Annotated in this window: 12 protein-coding genes; 7 read left to right on the top strand and 5 right to left on the bottom strand. The window is 60.2% G+C overall.

Annotated features, from left to right (window positions below):
• Positions 1-91 precede the first annotated feature (91 nt).
• Both AC3ZVB_RS00830 and AC3ZVB_RS00825 read left to right on the top strand, forming a co-directional pair.
• The gene (locus AC3ZVB_RS00830) at positions 92-850 is read left to right on the top strand and encodes a helix-turn-helix transcriptional regulator (protein ID WP_490145536.1); all 759 of its coding nucleotides are present in this window, start codon (positions 92-94) and stop codon (positions 848-850) included.
• A 203-nt stretch (positions 851-1,053) separates the two neighbouring features.
• Complete coding sequence (locus AC3ZVB_RS00825; RefSeq protein ID WP_194690681.1) at positions 1,054-1,947, top strand: DMT family transporter; 894 nt, start codon at positions 1,054-1,056, stop codon at positions 1,945-1,947.
• Here the strand turns inward: AC3ZVB_RS00825 and AC3ZVB_RS00820 are convergent.
• A complete protein-coding gene (locus AC3ZVB_RS00820) occupies positions 1,941-2,228 on the bottom strand; it encodes an Rdx family protein (RefSeq protein ID WP_162436852.1) in 288 nt (95 codons plus the stop codon). The genes AC3ZVB_RS00825 and AC3ZVB_RS00820 overlap by 7 nt on opposite strands.
• A 72-nt stretch (positions 2,229-2,300) precedes the next feature.
• Between AC3ZVB_RS00820 and AC3ZVB_RS00815 the strand changes: the two genes are divergently transcribed.
• A complete protein-coding gene (locus AC3ZVB_RS00815) occupies positions 2,301-4,490 on the top strand; it encodes a patatin-like phospholipase family protein (protein WP_162436853.1) in 2,190 nt (729 codons plus the stop codon).
• 15 nt (positions 4,491-4,505) lie between these two features.
• Here the strand turns inward: AC3ZVB_RS00815 and AC3ZVB_RS00810 are convergent, their stop codons facing one another.
• From AC3ZVB_RS00810 to recQ, 3 genes are all read right to left on the bottom strand, one after another.
• Positions 4,506-6,299: a motility hub landmark protein FimV gene (locus AC3ZVB_RS00810; protein ID WP_490145535.1), complete on the bottom strand. Its 1,794-nt coding sequence runs from the start codon at positions 6,297-6,299 to the stop codon at positions 4,506-4,508.
• Positions 6,300-6,427: 128 nt separating this feature from the next.
• Positions 6,428-6,862, bottom strand: a complete 435-nt coding sequence (locus AC3ZVB_RS00805; RefSeq protein ID WP_194690684.1) for a MarR family transcriptional regulator — start codon at positions 6,860-6,862, stop codon at positions 6,428-6,430.
• A 119-nt stretch (positions 6,863-6,981) separates the two neighbouring features.
• Complete coding sequence (gene recQ, locus AC3ZVB_RS00800) at positions 6,982-9,108, bottom strand: DNA helicase RecQ (RefSeq protein WP_490145534.1); 2,127 nt, start codon at positions 9,106-9,108, stop codon at positions 6,982-6,984.
• A 384-nt stretch (positions 9,109-9,492) separates the two neighbouring features.
• On the opposite strand from recQ, the gene AC3ZVB_RS00795 reads away from it, so the two are divergent.
• The 4 genes from AC3ZVB_RS00795 to lapD all read left to right on the top strand — a co-directional run bounded on the left by AC3ZVB_RS00795 (position 9,493) and on the right by lapD (position 13,244).
• Positions 9,493-10,080, top strand: a complete 588-nt coding sequence (locus AC3ZVB_RS00795) for a UPF0149 family protein (RefSeq protein WP_162436857.1) — start codon at positions 9,493-9,495, stop codon at positions 10,078-10,080.
• A gap of 10 nt (positions 10,081-10,090) precedes the next feature.
• Positions 10,091-10,486 carry a YbaN family protein gene (locus AC3ZVB_RS00790; protein ID WP_162436858.1) on the top strand — a complete coding sequence of 132 codons (396 nt, stop codon included), beginning with the start codon at positions 10,091-10,093 and terminating at the stop codon, positions 10,484-10,486.
• 87 nt (positions 10,487-10,573) lie between these two features.
• Positions 10,574-11,281 (top strand): cysteine protease LapG, encoded by a 708-nt coding sequence (lapG, locus tag AC3ZVB_RS00785; RefSeq protein WP_490145533.1) that lies wholly within the window; start codon positions 10,574-10,576, stop codon positions 11,279-11,281.
• 22 nt (positions 11,282-11,303) lie between these two features.
• Positions 11,304-13,244, top strand: coding sequence for a cyclic di-GMP receptor LapD (lapD, locus tag AC3ZVB_RS00780; RefSeq protein ID WP_490145532.1), 1,941 nt, complete (start codon positions 11,304-11,306; stop codon positions 13,242-13,244).
• 191 nt (positions 13,245-13,435) lie between these two features.
• Here lapD and AC3ZVB_RS00775 read toward each other — a convergent pair.
• The coding region (locus tag AC3ZVB_RS00775) for a type I secretion C-terminal target domain-containing protein (RefSeq protein ID WP_490145531.1) at positions 13,436-16,518 on the bottom strand (3,083 nt) is incomplete at its 5' end.

Raw genomic sequence — 16,518 nt, 5'->3', positions numbered from 1 at the left:
TGAACCGTCCATGACAGGTGCGCGTCAGTCCTGTGACAGCGCGCTGCAGTGACCTCGGTGTAGACTGACGACCTTGCCCGGGAGACCTGCGATGAGACCGATCCTCACGCTACGCCACTACACAGAAGACCTGATTGTCCACAGCCACGACCACGCGCAACTGGTGTTCGGCCTGTCGGGCGCGCTGGATTTCGAAGTTGGCGGGCATGGCAGTCAGGTGGTCCAGCAGAGTTTTGTGGTGGTGCCGTCGGGCTTTCACCATGCCTGCGGCAGCGCCAATGGCAGTCGGTGCCTGGTGCTCGATGTGCCGAGCGATCAATGGGTTTCACAGTCCCTGGGTGAACACGCCGAAGCCAGCCGGCGGCTACTCGACAACGCCGGACGCCTGCCACTCGATGCGGGACAGAGTCAGTTGGTGAGCTGGCTGGCGGGAAGCCAGGTCAACGATCCGGTGATCGCGCAACAAGGCGCGGTGCTGTTGCTAGCCAGCCTCAATAACGCCAGGCCCGAGACCGTAGGTGGCCGGCGTCTGCCCTACGCTGCGCTGAACGCACACATTGATCAGCACGCGGCTTACCCATTGCAAGTGGCCGACCTCGCCCGCGTTGCCGGATTGTCCAGCGCCCGGATGCATGCACGGTTTGTTGCCGAGTGCGGACAGACGCCGATGGATTACATACGCAGCCGCCGCCTGCATCGGGCCGTCGACTTGTTACGCGGGTCGGCGTTGCCCATTGGCGAGATCGCCAGTCAGGTTGGCTACAGCTCTCAAAGTGCCTTCGCGGCAGCGGTGCTGAGGGAATTTGGCGCCTCGCCCGGGACATTGCGACGCGAGGCTGGCGACAAATGACGCGAGTCTGGCGACAGACATCGCTGACACCATGCGATTCAATGTAGGAGCTGCCGCAGGCTGCGATCTTTTGATCTTTCTTTCAACAATTGCGAAAAGATCAAAAGATCAAAAGATCGCAGCCTGCGGCAGCTCCTACAGGGGACCGCGTTTATCTTTGATGAATGCGTCGACCCGGTTCAACAGGTTTCTCAAGGATCGTAATGACTCCCCGTACTGCTTTAGGCGCCCTGCATATCGGCGCATTGATGTTCGGCCTGACCGGTGTGTTCGGCAAACTCGCCGCGGCCTCTCCCGCCGTCATCGTTTTCGGTCGCGCGGCTTTCGCGGTACTGGCACTGGCGGTGTTTGCTCGATTCGCCAGTGATACACCGTGGCGCAAACTCCAAGCGGTGGACTGGCGTCGACTGCTGCTCAGCGGCTTGTTGCTGGCCGGACACTGGGTGAGTTTTTTCATCGCCGTGAAAGTCGCCGGGGTGGCGATTGCCACCTTGGGTTTCGCCAGCTTCCCGGCATTCACGGTGATCCTCGAAGGACTGATTTTCCGCGAACGCATTCGCGCCAACGAAATCCTGCTGGTGGTGCTGGTGAGTGTCGGACTGGTGTTGGTCACACCGGACTTCGATCTGGCCAGCGGAGCCACCACGGGCCTGTTGTGGGCTATCGCGTCCGGCTTGCTGTTCGCCCTGCTTTCATTGACCAACCGCGCCAGCTCGGGGCGCATCCCGCCGGTCCAGGCCGCCCTGTGTCAGAACGTGGTGGTCGCGCTGTGCCTGCTGCCGGTTGCGGCACCGCAATTGAGCGAAGTCCGCGCTCTGGACTGGCTGTGGATCGGGCTGCTCGGGGTGTTCTGCACAGGCGTCGCTCACAGCCTGTTCGTTGCCAGCCTCGCGGTGATCAAGGCACGCACCGCTGCGGTGGTGTTTGCCCTGGAGCCGGTCTATGGCATCACCGTGGCATGGCTGCTGTTCGATGAAAATCCGACGCTGCGCATGCTGTTCGGCGGTGCGCTGATCATTTTGGCGATCGTGGTATCGAGCCGGCTTTCAGGCGGATCAAACAAGAAGGTCGTCGCAGCAGAGGCCGCGTCTCACTGAGTCCGATCGTTGTGGCCCAGATCGCGGTCCGGATCAATCCGGTCACGGACGCGCTGCTTCAATACTTTGGCCTCGGGAAAACCGCCGTCGGCCTTGCGCTCCCAGAGCTGTACATCGTCACAGAAGATGTGAAAGACCCCACCGGTACCGGGCACCAGCGACACTTTTCCCAGGTCATCGCCAAAGGTACTGAGCAGTTCCTGCGCCAGCCAGGCGGCGCGCAGGAGCCACTGACACTGCGTGCAATAAGTGATGATGATTTCCGGTTTACTTGCGGTCATGATCGAGAAAACTCCTGAGCCAGAGGGCGCCGCTATAATAGCGGCCTTTTTTCGCTCGTCCCGAGATTCATGATGCGCCATCTGTTGTCCTGCCTGCTGCTCTGCCTCCTGCCCTTGATCGTTCAGTCCGCTGAAACGCCTCGACCGAAAGTCGGGCTGGTGTTGTCCGGCGGTGCCGCCCGTGGCCTGGCGCATATCGGCGTGCTCAAGGCGCTTGAGGAGCAAGGGATCCAGATCGATGCAATCGCCGGGACCAGCATGGGGGCGGTGGTCGGCGGGCTTTATGCGTCGGGATACAAGATCGATGAGCTGGAGAAGCTCGCCCTGAACATCGATTGGCAGCAAGCCCTGTCCGATGCACCACCTCGGGAAGATGTGCCGTTCCGGCGCAAACAGGATGATCGCGACTTCCTCGTCAAACAGAAACTGAGCTTTCGCGACGACGGCAGTCTCGGTCTGCCCCTGGGCGTCATTCAGGGTCAGAACCTCGCCCTGCTCCTGGAAAGTCTGCTGGCCCACACCAGTGATACCCGGGATTTCGACAAGCTGCCGATTCCGTTCCGGGCGGTCGCGACCGACATCGCCAGCGGTGAAAAAGTGGTATTCCGCAAGGGTCACCTGCCCCAGGTAATTCGCGCCAGCATGTCGATTCCGGCCGTGTTTGCACCGGTCGAAATGGACGGCCGCTTGTTGGTGGATGGCGGCATGACCGACAACATCCCCTTGGATGTCGCCCGGGAAATGGGCGTGGACATTGCCATCGTGGTCGACATCGGCACGCCCCTGCGTAATCGCAAACAACTGGTCACGGTGGTCGATGTCTTGAACCAGTCCATCACCCTGATGACCCGCCGCAACTCCGAAGAACAACTCGCCGCCCTGCATCAAGACGACATATTGATCCAGCCGTCACTGGCAAGCTTCGGCGTCACCGACTTTGGCCGGGCTCAGGAAATGATCGACGCTGGCTATCGCGCCACGCGGATCCTCGATGCCCGCCTGACAAAACTCAAACCGGCGCAGCCACTGGATGAAGAACTGAACGCTGCGCGCGCGCCAAGTCAGCGCACACCGATCATCACCGCGATCAAGGTCGAAAACGATTCGAAAGTCGGCGACGACGTCATTCGTTACTACATCCGCCAGCACATCGGGGAACCCTTGGACCTGGGCCGCCTGCAAACCGACATGGGCACGCTGTACGGGCTGGATTACTTCGAGCAGGTACAGTATCGCGTCGCTCACAAGGGCAAGGACCATACGCTGATCATCAGCGCCCGGGGCAAGCGCAGTGGTACGGATTATTTACGCGTCGGCCTGAATCTTTCGGACGACATGCGGGGCGACAGTGCGTTTAACCTGGGTGCCAGCTATCGGGTCAACGGTATCAACCGCCTGGGTGCCGAATGGCTGACCCGCGTGCAGATCGGTGACCGGCAGGAACTCTACAGCGAGTTCTATCAGCCGCTGGATGTCGGTTCGCGGTACTTCATCGCGCCCTATGCCGCCTTCGATGCGCAGAACGTCGAGGCTATCCTCGAAAACGACCCTATCGCGCAATATCGCGTTGAGCGCTACGGCTTCGGCCTGAACGTCGGTCGCCAAATCGGCAACAGCGGCGAGGTGCGTTTCGGTGTCGGCGAAGCCTGGGGCGAGGCGGACGTGCGCATTGGCGATCAGAACTTGCCGAGCGAAAGTTTCAATGAGGGGTTCTATGAGCTCAAGTACTCGTTCGATTCACTGGACAACGTCTACTTCCCTCACGAAGGCGAAGACATCGGCCTGGCGTTCCGTCAATACGAGCCTGGGCTGGGCTCGGACAAGCGATATCGGCAATGGGAATTCAAACTGGACAAAGCCCTGAGCAGCGGCCCGGACACCTTCATTGTCGGTGGTCGTTATGGGCGCACGCTGAACGACGCCAACGTGGTTACCTCAAGCTTCCTGCTGGGCGGCGCGCGGCAACTGTCGGGCTTTAGAGAAGACGCCATTTCGGGACAGAACATCAGCCTGATGCGCGGGGTTTATTACCGACGTCTGACCCCACGTTCCTACCTGCCGCTGGACTTCCCGCTGTACGTCGGTGGTTCGCTTGAGCGTGGTCGGGCGTGGAACAATGACAATGAATTCGACAGCGGCTACATCAATGCGGCCAGCGTGTTCATCGGATTCGACACGCCCTTGGGGCCGCTGAATTTCAGTTATGGTTTCAACGATGCGGATGAACAGGCGGTTTATCTGAATCTGGGGCAGACGTTTTAGTCTTTTGAAAACCCTTTAGCGGATACCCGCCAACAAGCTCCGGGCAGTCTGCTTGAGCGGTTCGTCGCCCTCTTTGAGCAGCTCGTTCAACAGCTCGATTGCACTGTCCAGGTCGCCGTCATCGATGCAGGTCTGCGCCTGTTCGAGCTTACCGGCGTTGTCTGGTTGCAGACTAAGCGGCTCCAGCTCCAAAGACTGGTCGGGATCGCTGAACGCGGCAAGAAAGTCGTCATCCAGCGATTGCGCATCCGGTTCGGCGCTCCATTCAATCTCCGTGTCGTCCGGCGCCGGCTCATCAGGCATTTCGAACACATCGGGCAAGACGTGCAGGTTGGAGGTGAACGCTGGCTCATGCGCATGCGGCGTTTCAGCGAGCTTTGCCGGGGATGGAGCGTTGTCGAAGGGACTGATCAGATCCCAGTTGGCGTCCATCGACAGGTCGTCGAGATTCAACTGGAAGTCATCGTTGGGCGCTACGAACGGCGCCGCGGGTGTGGGTGTAGCAATCGCGATGACCGGTGCAGTCGCCATGGTTACGGCAGCCATCGGCGCCACAGTGTTCAGCTTGGGATGACGACCACGAATTTCCTGAAGGGTTTGTTCGTCGACACCGGTGTCACGCAGGTTGTTTTCTTGAGCTTCATAGGCGGCGACGTCGCCTTGTTTCCCCAGAACCTCCAACAATTGCAAGGCCAGGTCCTTTCGCTGTGGATCCTTGGCCAACGCCTCGCGCAACAAACCCGCGGCCTCGGAAAATCGTCCATAGGCCAGATAGATACCCACACCTTCAAGCACATCGCCCGCCGGGGTTTCATCCTGCTGATCGCTGGCAGGTTTCAGCATGGTAGCCATGACAACTGGTGCCGCAGCCTGATCCAGTACCGGTTCATGTCCAGACGGCGTAACCGGCGAGGCCTCTGAAGAGACCTCGGCCTGCTGACGTTGACGCCGAACAAAGAGCCACAGGACCACCAATCCCGCCAACACCAGCAACCCTAAAACAAGTGGCCAACGACTGGCCTCGGGCTCTTCCACGACGACGGGAGCGGGTGCAACAGCGACTGGCACCACTGGCGGTGCCTGCTTGATTTCTGCCAATCGGGTTTGCAGCTCGGTGACCTGCTTTTTCTGGCCGGCGATCTGCTCCTCCTGGGCCTGAAGTTTGGTATTGAGCTCGCTGATGGTCGCCTGGAGTTGCTGATTCTGCAGCACGCTGGCGGCTAACTGCTCGGCGGCGAGATCAATTGCCGGGGTTACCGCAACGGGTTCGACTTTGGGTGCTGGCGCCGTTTTTTTCGCCGCAGCAGGCGCTGCAGTTGCAGGTTTGACACTGGGAAACGGGGAATTTGCCGTGCTGGCCACCGGCTCATCCATGACCGGGACAATTCCCGGAGCGCCCGGCGGATCGATCAACACCGTGTACTCGCGCAGCACGCGTCCGTTGGGTTGGTTGAGCTGCACCAGAAAATTCAGGAAAGGTTCGTTGACTACCTTGTTGGAGCTGACCCGGATCACGCTGCGATTACCACGAAGGATCGGCGTGAATTTCAGGTCATTGAGAAAGAACACGCGCTCGATACCGGCACGACTGAATTCATCCGCCGTCGCCAGGCTGACCGGCAAGTCGCCTTCTTCCAGTCCTGCGGCATCCACCAGGGCGATGTCTGCGCGCAACGGCTGATTCAGTGCCGAATGCAGGGTGATGTCACCCAACCCCAGCGCGGGGGCCAATGCCGAGTAACTGACAGCAACACCGACCAAAACCAGTCTGGCGCAATACCGTACTACAACGTGCCAACTCTCGAGCATGAGCATCCCTTAGATAACCAGAACCAACCTGTACGCGTTCGCACATCCGGTACGAACGCGATATTGCCTAGTAGTTCTTTATAGTCTGCCGAACGGGGTATCTCAAAAATCCTGCGGGAGGCAATGCCTCAAGATTTTTCCAGGTTGGCCAGTATGTGTCCGTGAACGCGCATGCAAATCTTCAAATCCGCCTCGTCGACGCCATCGAACAGTTCCTGGCGCAGCTGGTTGGCGATGGTCTCAATTTGTTCAATCAGCGGACGGGCCGGGGCACAAAGCACGATTTTTTTTGCTCGACGGTCTTCCAGAACCGATTGGCGCTGGACCAGGCCCTGGCCTTCCAGACTGTCGAGGAGCCGAGCCAGGGTTGGCCCTTCAACGCCAACGCTTTGCGCCAATTCACGCTGAGTAGGCGCGTCCTCGAAACGAGCCAGGTGCAATAGCACCAGCCAGCGTGCCTGGGACAACCCCAGGCCGGCAAGGCGACGGTCTAGTTCGGCGCGCCAGCCTCGGGACATTTGGGCTAATTGCATGCCAAAGCGGTGTTGGTCGGTTAACGGCATAAAAAACTCATGGTTAGACTGAAATAGAGAAAACCTAATTATTAGTCAGCTAAGCATGGCCGTTGGCGCTAAGCAAGGGGCGCTATGTACTGAATCGTTACATCAATGTAACGGGTCATTTAAATTTCAAATTCTGACTGAAGTGCCGCCCGAACACAGTACAAAACGCCCTCAGGTACCCGCCCGGTAAACAGAGGGATAATTTCCGCAACGGGCGGCAACTCCCCTTCGCCGTCCAGGAACGCATCCTGGATTTCGCCCATCAAATCCTCGGGCAGGTCCAGGGCTTGCTCCAGCGACAACTGCTGCTTGCCAATCGCCTCGGCGAGCATGGTGTAGACGTTCTTCTCCGAACATTGCAGCTGGCCCGCGATCTGCATCGGAGTCATGCCGGCACGGGCCAGCGTGATCAGCTCGTGGCGCACGTCGGCCACCACTTTCGGCGCTTCGACCTCGCCGCCGAGCACTTCGAGGAAGGCCTCGCCGTAACGCTCCAGCTTGCGTGCACCCACACCACTGACCCTGGCCATTTCCGCCAGAGAGGTCGGCTGGCTGCGCAGCATTTCGAGCAGGGTCGAATCCGGGAAGATGACGTACGGCGGCACCCCATGTTCTTCGGCGAGCTTGCGACGCAGGGCGCGCAACGCTTCCCACTGCTCGCGCTCTTCGCCCCGAACCAGTTGGCTCGCCGGGCTCTTGCTGCTCTTCGCGGTGGTTTGCGGCTTGAGGTCGCGGCGCAGCTCCAGGGTGACTTCGCCCTTGAGCAACGGCCGGCACGTGTCACTCAAACGCAGGCCACCGTACCCTTCGAGGTCGATGTCAGCCAGACCTCGGGCCACCAACTGACGGAACAGGGAGCGCCATTCGCTCTCCCCCATCGCCTTGCCGACCCCATAGACCGACAGATGCTGATGGCCAAAGCTGCGGACCTTTTCGTTGTCCTTGCCCAGCAATACATCCACCAGATGCCCTACGCCATAGCGTTGGCCGGTACGGTAGATGGCCGAGAGCGCCTGCCGGGCGGGCTCGGTGGCGTCCCAGGTCTGCACGCCATCGACGCAGTTGTCGCAATGGCCGCAAGGCTCCGGCATGTCTTCGTCGAAGTAGGCCAGCAAGGTTTGACGACGGCAGCGGGTTTCTTCGCAAAGCGAGAGCATGGCGTCGAGCTTGTGATGTTCAAGGCGTTTGTGGCGCTCATCGCCTTCGGAGTTCTGCAGCATCTGCTTGAGCATCACCACATCTTGCAGGCCGTACGCCATCCAGGCGTCCGCCGGCAGGCCATCACGGCCACCCCGCCCGGTTTCCTGATAATAGGCTTCCAGGGATTTCGGCAGGTCCAGGTGCGCGACAAAGCGCACGTTAGGCTTGTCGATGCCCATGCCGAACGCCACGGTAGCCACCATGATCAGGCCTTCTTCATTGAGGAAGCGCTTCTGGTGATGGGACCGGGTTTCGTTGGGTAATCCAGCGTGATACGGCAGTGCCGGGAAGCCCTGTTCACTGAGGAACACCGCGACTTCGTCAACTTTCTTGCGCGACAGGCAATAGACGATTCCGGCATCGCTGCGTCGCTCGGCAAGGAACGCCAGCAACTGCTTGCGCGGCTGCTCCTTGGGAACGATGCGGTAGAAAATATTGGGCCGGTCGAAACTCGACAGGAAACGCTCGGCATCCTGCAGGTGCAGGCGATCGACGATTTCTTCGCGGGTGCGCTTGTCGGCCGTGGCGGTCAGTGCAATGCGCGGGACATTGGGGAACAGCTCCGCCAACTGGCCCAGTTGCAGGTATTCGCGGCGGAAGTCGTGGCCCCACTGGGAGACGCAATGCGCTTCGTCGATAGCGAAGAGGGAGATTTCGAGGCTTTGCAGAAACGCCAGCATGCGCGGCTGAACCAGGCGCTCGGGGGCGAGGTACAGCATCTTCACTTCGCCACGCTTGATACGCGCGGCCAGGTCTCGTTGCTGCTCGGCGCTCAAGGTCGAGTTCAATGCAGCGGCAGCGACGCCCAGCTCTTCGAGGGTGGCCACCTGATCGTCCATCAGCGCGATCAGGGGCGACACCACCACCGCCAGGCCTTCACGCAACAGCGCGGGCACCTGAAAGCACAACGATTTGCCACCACCGGTAGGCATCAGCACCAGGGCGTCACCGCCGTTGGCCACGCGCTCAATGATTGCACCCTGGCGGCCACGGAAACTGTCGTAGCCGAAGATGTCCTTGAGGACGCGTTGAGCCTGTTCGAGCATAAAAACTCCAAAAATCACCGAAACATCCCCGCAAGGCTGGTTCAGAACCACGCAGGCTGCACCAACGAATAGTAAGTGCGCATTGCATGACGCTTCACATCTCAGCCGCAACGCCAGCAGGGCATCACAAAACGCGGGAGTATACCCGACGCCTCCTCTTCAAAGGGTGCCGCTGAGAAGACACATAAGGACAAACACTGATCCCCCGCAGGCTACAAACTTTCGATCTTGTCTCTAAAAAACAAAATCAAAAGATCGCAGCCGGCGGCAGCTCCTGCAGGAATAGGCAGTGCGTATCGGGTTCAAATATGCCGCGCGGCTGGCCTGACTGCTCAAGAAGGCCTAGAATTCCCGCATCTGTTTAATTCCCAAGGTAGCCCTTTAATGTCCTTCGCTGAGCAACTTACCCGCCTGCAAGTCTTCCTCGACGCCGATGAACTGCATGACGAGGCGCTGGACTACGTGGCCGCCCACGGTTATCTCACCGCCCTGTCGATCTGTTCCGAAACCGTGCCCGACCGTGAATGGATCGACGCGCTGTTCGCCGAAGAGCCGCATTACGCCGACGACACCGAGCGTGAAGCCATCGAATCCACCCTGATCGCACTCAAGGCTCACATCGCTCGCCAGTTGGCGTCGGATGAAGAGTTTGAACTGCCTTGCGAGCTCGACCTCGGCGAAGACCCGGATGATTCCGACCTGCGCGGCTGGTGCATCGGTTTCATGGAAGGCGTGTTCCTGCGCGAAGCGGCCTGGTTCGAAACCGCCGAAGACGAAGTCAGCGAGATGCTGCTGCCGATCATGGTGGGTTCGGGCCTGTTCGACGAACAACCCGAGTTCGAAGACATCGCCAAAGACGCCAACCTGATGGACGACATGATCGTGCAGATCCCGGAAGCGCTGACCGCGCTGTACCTGCTGTGCCAGGCGCCAGACGAAAAACCGGCGATCCTCAAGCCACGTCACCACTAAGGTTCTGCCTATGGACAACCCCATAGGCAACCGTTCCCTGATGTTGCGCTACGTGCTGCTGGCCATCGGCTGGCTCAGCGTAGCGTTGGGGGTGATCGGGATTTTCCTGCCGGTGTTGCCCACCACGCCTTTCCTGCTGCTGGCAGCCGCCTGTTTCGCCCGCAGTTCGCCGCGCTTTTACCATTGGCTGGTGGAGCACCCACGGCTTGGGCCATGGATTCGCGACTACCTCGACGGCAACGGCATCCCGCTCAAAGGCAAGGTCTACGCCATCGGGCTGATGTGGGTGAGCATCCTGCTCTCCTGCTATCTGGTGCCCCTGCCCTGGGCCCGCGGCTTCATGCTGACCAGCGCAGTGCTGGTGACGATCTATATTCTTCGGCAGAAAACGCTGCACAAGTCCTGAGATCTTTTGCTTTACAGGCCGACGATCAACCCTCCCCCGCTAAAAACACCGCCTAGACTTCACGCATCTGCACCCGAGCCGCCTAATATGCCTCGTCGCCGGCGTAGTCCAGGATGGTCAACGCTCCGACTTCGGTTCGGCGGATGGCTGCTGCTGACAGGTTTGCTTTTCGCAGGCCTTGGCAATGTCTTTGCCGACTGGAGTTTCACGCGGATTCTGCAAACCGCCGATACACGCTACGGCCCACTCGGTCCGGCGCAAAAACGAATCGAGGCCTGGGGCCAGTTGCTGCAGAGCGAACGCAAGCAATCCGAGCGCGAGCAGCTCACCGCGGTCAATCGCTTCTTCAATCAGCAGCTGACCTTTCAGGACGACTCTCGCATCTGGGGTCAGACCGATTACTGGGCCACCCCCGTCGAGTCCCTGGTCAAGGGCAAAGCCGATTGCGAGGACTACGCCCTGGCGAAATACTTCAGCCTGCGTGAACTCGGCATACCCAGCGAAAAACTGCGCATCACCTACGTCAAGGCCCTGACTCAGAATCAGGCGCACATGGTGCTGACGTACTACAGCACGCCCACAGCCGCCCCGTTGGTGCTGGACAACCTGATCGGCGAAATCCGCCCCGCCTCTCAACGCAAAGATCTGTTGCCGGTCTACGCCTTCAACGCTGAAGGCCTGTACCTGCCCGGAGCAAACGGCGGCAAACGCTCCAGCGACTCGAAGAAGTTGTCGCGTTGGCAGGACGTCTTGAAAAAAATGCAAACCGAAGGGTTCGCCGTGGGCGACGGCTAGTCATCACCGCAAGGAGCGTGTCATGTCACTGCGCAAACAATTGTTTCTCGCCATCTGCCTGTTCCTGCTGGTGGCGTTCAGCGGCAGTTTTTTTGTCAGCCTGGAAAGCTCCCGCGACCAGATGCTCGGGCAGTTGCGCTCCCACGCCCAGGACGCGGCCACTGCGTTGGGACTGTCGTTGACGGCGCAAATCGATGACCCGGCCATGGTCGAACTGATGGTCAGCTCGATTTTCGACAGCGGCTACTTCAACAGCATTCGGGTCATCAGCATTGCCGATGAGCAGGTACTGGTGGAACGCAACGTACGTGCCTATGCCGAAGACGTTCCCGGCTGGTTCATCAGCCTGGTCGACTTGCGCCCCCAGGCGGGCGAAGCGCTGATCATGCGCGGCTGGGAACAGGCGGCGCGGGTTGAAGTGTTGAGCAACCCGCAGTTCGCCCTGGCCAAACTCTGGGACAGCACCCTTGGCAGCCTGATCTGGTTATTGATTTGCGGGCTGCTCAGCGCGGTGTTCGGCGGCTGGTTACTGCGTCGACAGCTGCGACCGCTGGACAAGATGGTTAAACAGGCAGAAGCCATCAGCAAACGCGAGTTTCTGAGCTTGCCTAAATTGCCGCGCACGCCAGAGTTGAAGCGCGTGGTACTGGCCATGAATCAAATGGTCGAAAAGCTCAAGGCACTGTTTGCCGAAGAGGCGGCGCGCAGCGAAAAACTGCGGGCCGAGTCCTATCAGGACAGCCTGACGGGCCTCGCCAATCGACGCTTGCTGGATGAACACCTGGCGAACCATCTGCTGATCTCCGAACAAAGCAGCGACGGCCATTTACTGATGCTGCAGATCAACGACCTGGCGGGGCTGAATCAACGCCTGGGCGGTCAGCGCACCGATGAGTTGATCAGCAGTGTGGCCGAACTGCTCAAGCGATTGACGCAACAACCGGAACGCAGCACGTGGCTGGCAGCACGCAATCGCGGGGGGGAGTTCAGCCTGCTGATACCCGGCATGGACAACGCAGACGCTGCACGCGTGGCGAGTGAAATCAGCGCCACCCTCGAAAACCTGCGCCTGACCGGTGCCAGCGACTGCATGCCCGTGGCGCACCTGGGCATCGTCGCTTACCACCCGGGAGAATCGCCCGGCGATGTCTTGCTGCGCCTCGATCAAGCCCTGACCGAGGCCCGGCAGCGCCCCGAGCGGCCGTGGACACATCTGACCGATGACACGACCGCACCCAACCAGTCCCAACACGACTGGCGAACGTGGATCGATGACGCATTGACCCACGGCCACATGCAGCTGTATTTCCAGCCTGTCGTGCAGTGCGCCGACACCAGTCAGGTGTTGCACCACAAGGTGCTGGCCCGTCTGCTCGATCCGCAGGGCGTGGCCATCGCCGCGGGGCATTTCCTGCCGTGGATCGAGCGTCTCGGCTGGTCGGCGCGGATGGACCTTGCGATGCTTGAGGCGACCCTGGACTACCTCATCGTCAACCGCTGGCCATTGGCATTGAGCCTGTCCGGCAGCACCCTGCGCGACCCTGTGCAACTGCAAAAAATCCTCGACATGCTCGAATCGCTGCCTGAGCTGGCACCGTTGCTGACCCTGGAAATCGACGAACGCCAACTGCCGCCTCCCCTTGAACTGCAAGGCTTGAGTCACAGCCTGCTGAACACCGGCTATCGAATCGGCCTGCAGCATTTCGGTGGCAGCTTCAGCCAGATCGGCAACCTCACTCAATTGGGCCTGGCGTACCTCAAAATTGATGGAGCCTACATTCGCGGGATCGATGAGCAGAGTGACAAGCGACTGTTCATCGATGCCATTTTTCGCGCGACAAACAGCATCGATCTGCCGTTGATTGCGGAGCGAGTGGAGACGCACGGCGAGTTTGAAACGATCAAGGAGCTGGGGGTGTTCGGGGTGATGGGGCGGTTGATCGGGCCGCCAGAGCCGATGTGAGTGTTCGTATGGAAACGGCGTCATCGTTCATCGCGAGCAGGCTCACTCCTACAAAGGGTACTGGTTCACGAACCCTTGTAGGGAGCCTGCTCGCGACAAAGGCTGAAGCGCAATACTGAAACCCCAGACAAACAAAAAACCGCCATTCCCTGTTTACAGGAATGGCGGGTTTTGTCCTTTCAGGCCATGGATCAGACGGTATCCACCTTCAGCGAATGGTCATTCAACATGCCGTTGATGATCGTCGCCGTGTCATGCCCCCCGGCCACCACACCACCGGCCCCCGGCGTGACGCCGTAATGGCTTGCCAGGTTGACGCCCGCCAGATCGATCGTCTGGTTCGGCGTGGCGCCGGCCATGGCGCTGACGTCGATGCTGGTCAGCACCGAAGCGCCGCTGCCAACAACTTTGAAGTGCAGGTAATCATCCAGCGAAGCGGTGGTGCCGTTTTCACCCTGCAGCAATTGCGACAGGTCGAGCTTGTCAGTGCCGGGGGTGAAATCGGTGACCAGGTCGTGCCCGGAATTGCCTTTGAGCCACTGGAAGGTGTCCGCACCGGCACCGCCCGTCAGGGTGTTGTTGCCCAGGCCACCGATCAGGAAGTCATCGCCGCCACCGCCGTTGAGGATGTCATCGCCCAAACCGCCGTTGATGACGTTGCTGTTGTTGTCCCCGGTCAGGTTGTCATTGAAGTTCGAGCCGGTCAGGTTCTCGAGCCCGGTCAAGGTGTCGGTGCCGGCGCCGCCGGTGTTTTGCGCTGTCAGCAAGCTCAGGTCCACCGTAACGCCGCTGGTGGCGTGGGCGTAGCTCACGGTGTCGATGCCGGCGCCGCCGTCCAGCAGGTCATTGCCGGTTCCGCTGAACAACAAGTCATTGCCGGCGCCACCGTGCAGTTCATTATTGCCACTGCCCGCAGTCAGCACGTCGTTGCCGTCGCCGGCATTGAGGATGTTGTTGCCTGTGCCGGCCACCAACACGTCATCGCCCGCCGTACCGGTGAGGGTGTGGCCGTCCTGATAGCTGATGGTCACGTTCGCCCCGTCGCTGCCGCCATGGCTGTCGTTGGCGGTGTAACTGCCGTGTGCATCCGGAGTGATGTCGTGAGCCCCGGCGTAGTTGACGGTCATTTTCAGCTGGTAATTTTCCGCCCCCGTGGGGTTGCTGCCACTGCCGTTATTGATGTTGGTGACATGGATCTGATAGGTGCCGTCAGCCGCTGCGGTAATGGTCCCGCCATCGGCGATGGACACGAACGGGCCGCCATTGAGCGAGTACTCCAGGGTGATGCGACCGGCCGCCAGGTTGTGGTCCAGATTAAGGGTTTCGCCCTCTTTCAGTTTGACGGTGATGAGGTCTTCATCATTCGCGTTGGCCGTGGTGACACCGCCCAGGTATCCGCTGACGACCAGTACCGCCGTCATCGCTGCCGTGTTGGCTGCGAATAGAGCGCGCACGTCCGCCAGGTTCTGGTTTGCCGCGGTGTTGCCGGTTCCGGAGAAGCCTTTCGCGCCTGTCCCGACAAAATCCGCGCCCTTCGCCGCCCAACCTGTGTTGAACGTGGTCGGCGTGGCAGTCAGCGGATCGCCCTCAGGATCAGTGTCGTTGGCCAGCAGCAATTCGCCCGGTACCACAACGCTGCTGGACAGAACGTTGGTGATGATGTGGTCATCCACCGCCACTGGCGCCGCGTTCGGAACGACTTTGACCACCAGGGTCGAACTGGCCAGATCGCCATCGTTGTCACTGACGGTGAAGCCGATGTTTTCGGTGATCACCACCGAAGTGGCTTTTTGCGAGGTGTAGCTGTATTCGCCCGTGTCGAGTTTGATAACCAGCGTGCCGCCGTTGTTGGTGGCAATGCTCAGCGAATTGTCCACGGTGTTGAACGTACCGTGGTTGGCCCCGCCGGTGAATTTCAGCGACCCCTGGTTCCCCAGGTCCTTCGGGTCATAGGTGTAGGTGGTGCCATCGACCACGATGGTCTTGATGAAACCGCCATCGGCACCGAAAGTCCCGCCCTCCAGCAACGTGCCAGTGACCGGCGCGCCCTGCACGGTACCCGAGAGTACCGAGTTGAGTTGGTTGAGGTCGGTCACCACCACCGCGTTGGTGTTGGTGTGGGTGCTGCCGTCATAGGCCACCGGGTCCAGGTAGGCGTTGCTGACGCCGCTGCCCAGGCCAATGGCATAGTTTTTGATGCCGTTGGCGTCGAGGAAGGCTTTCAGCGAGGCTTCGTCGGAGGCGCTGATGTCGCCTTCGTTGGGTTTACCATCCGAGAAGAAGTAACCGATGTTTTGCGCACCGGTCAGTTTGCCGGCGGTGTCGAACGCCTGCTTCATGGTGGCCACAGCGGCATCGTAGTTAGTGCCACCGCCCGCCGTCAGGCCGGAAATTATCGATTTGGCGGTGGCCACGTCGACCCAGATCGAGGTCTTGTCGGTGGCATTGCTGCTGAAGGTCACGATCTGCACCTTCACATCGCCCAGGTCATCGTACTTGTCGAGCAAGGCACTGATTGCCTGCTTGGCCAGGGCCAGACGTGACAGGCCCGGTACACCCGAGGCGTCGGCCATACTGCCGGACACGTCGATCACCAACAGCAGGTTGGAATCGATTTCCACGGCAGCCACCGCGCGTTCCGAGGCGGCCGCCTTGGGCACGTCATCGACGATGTTCACCACAATCGTGCTGGTGGTGCTGTTGCCCAGGGCATCGGTGGCTTTGTAGGTGAAGCTTTCGCTCAGGGTGTTCGCCCCGTCGTTAGCGTTCGGCGACGTTTTCGGTGCCGAGGTCAGGGTGTAGGTGTAAGTGCCGTCAGCGTTGAGGAGCATCTGCCCATAGGTGCCGGTGGCATTGCTGACCAAGGTGTAGGTGACTGCGCCGGACGCACCGGTGACCGAGCCAACCAGCGTTCCTATCGAGGTTTCGCCGGTATTGCCCGGCTCGCTACCGGTCACGGTACCCGCCGCCAGGTCATTGCCATCCTTGGTCAGGTCCAGGGCTTTTTCGTAGACCGTCACATCGGTGTCCGACGCCGCGAGGATTTTGCTGTTGCAGACATCGATGGTGATGGTGGTGGTGCTTTCATCGCCGTCAGCGTCGCGCACGGTGTAGGTGAACACGTCGGTGGCCCCCGGCGTGCCGACCGAGTTTGGGTTGCTGTGATAGGTCGCGTTGCCATTGGCGTCGAGGGTCAGGTAACCGTAGGCGCCGTTAATGTTGGTGTTGAGCCCGCCACTGGCCGAAGTCGACGTATCGCTACCGGCGCGCACGC

Source organism: Pseudomonas sp. MDV22-iso1, from assembly GCF_058145095.1.
This window is presented reverse-complemented; position numbering and strand designations above follow the sequence as displayed.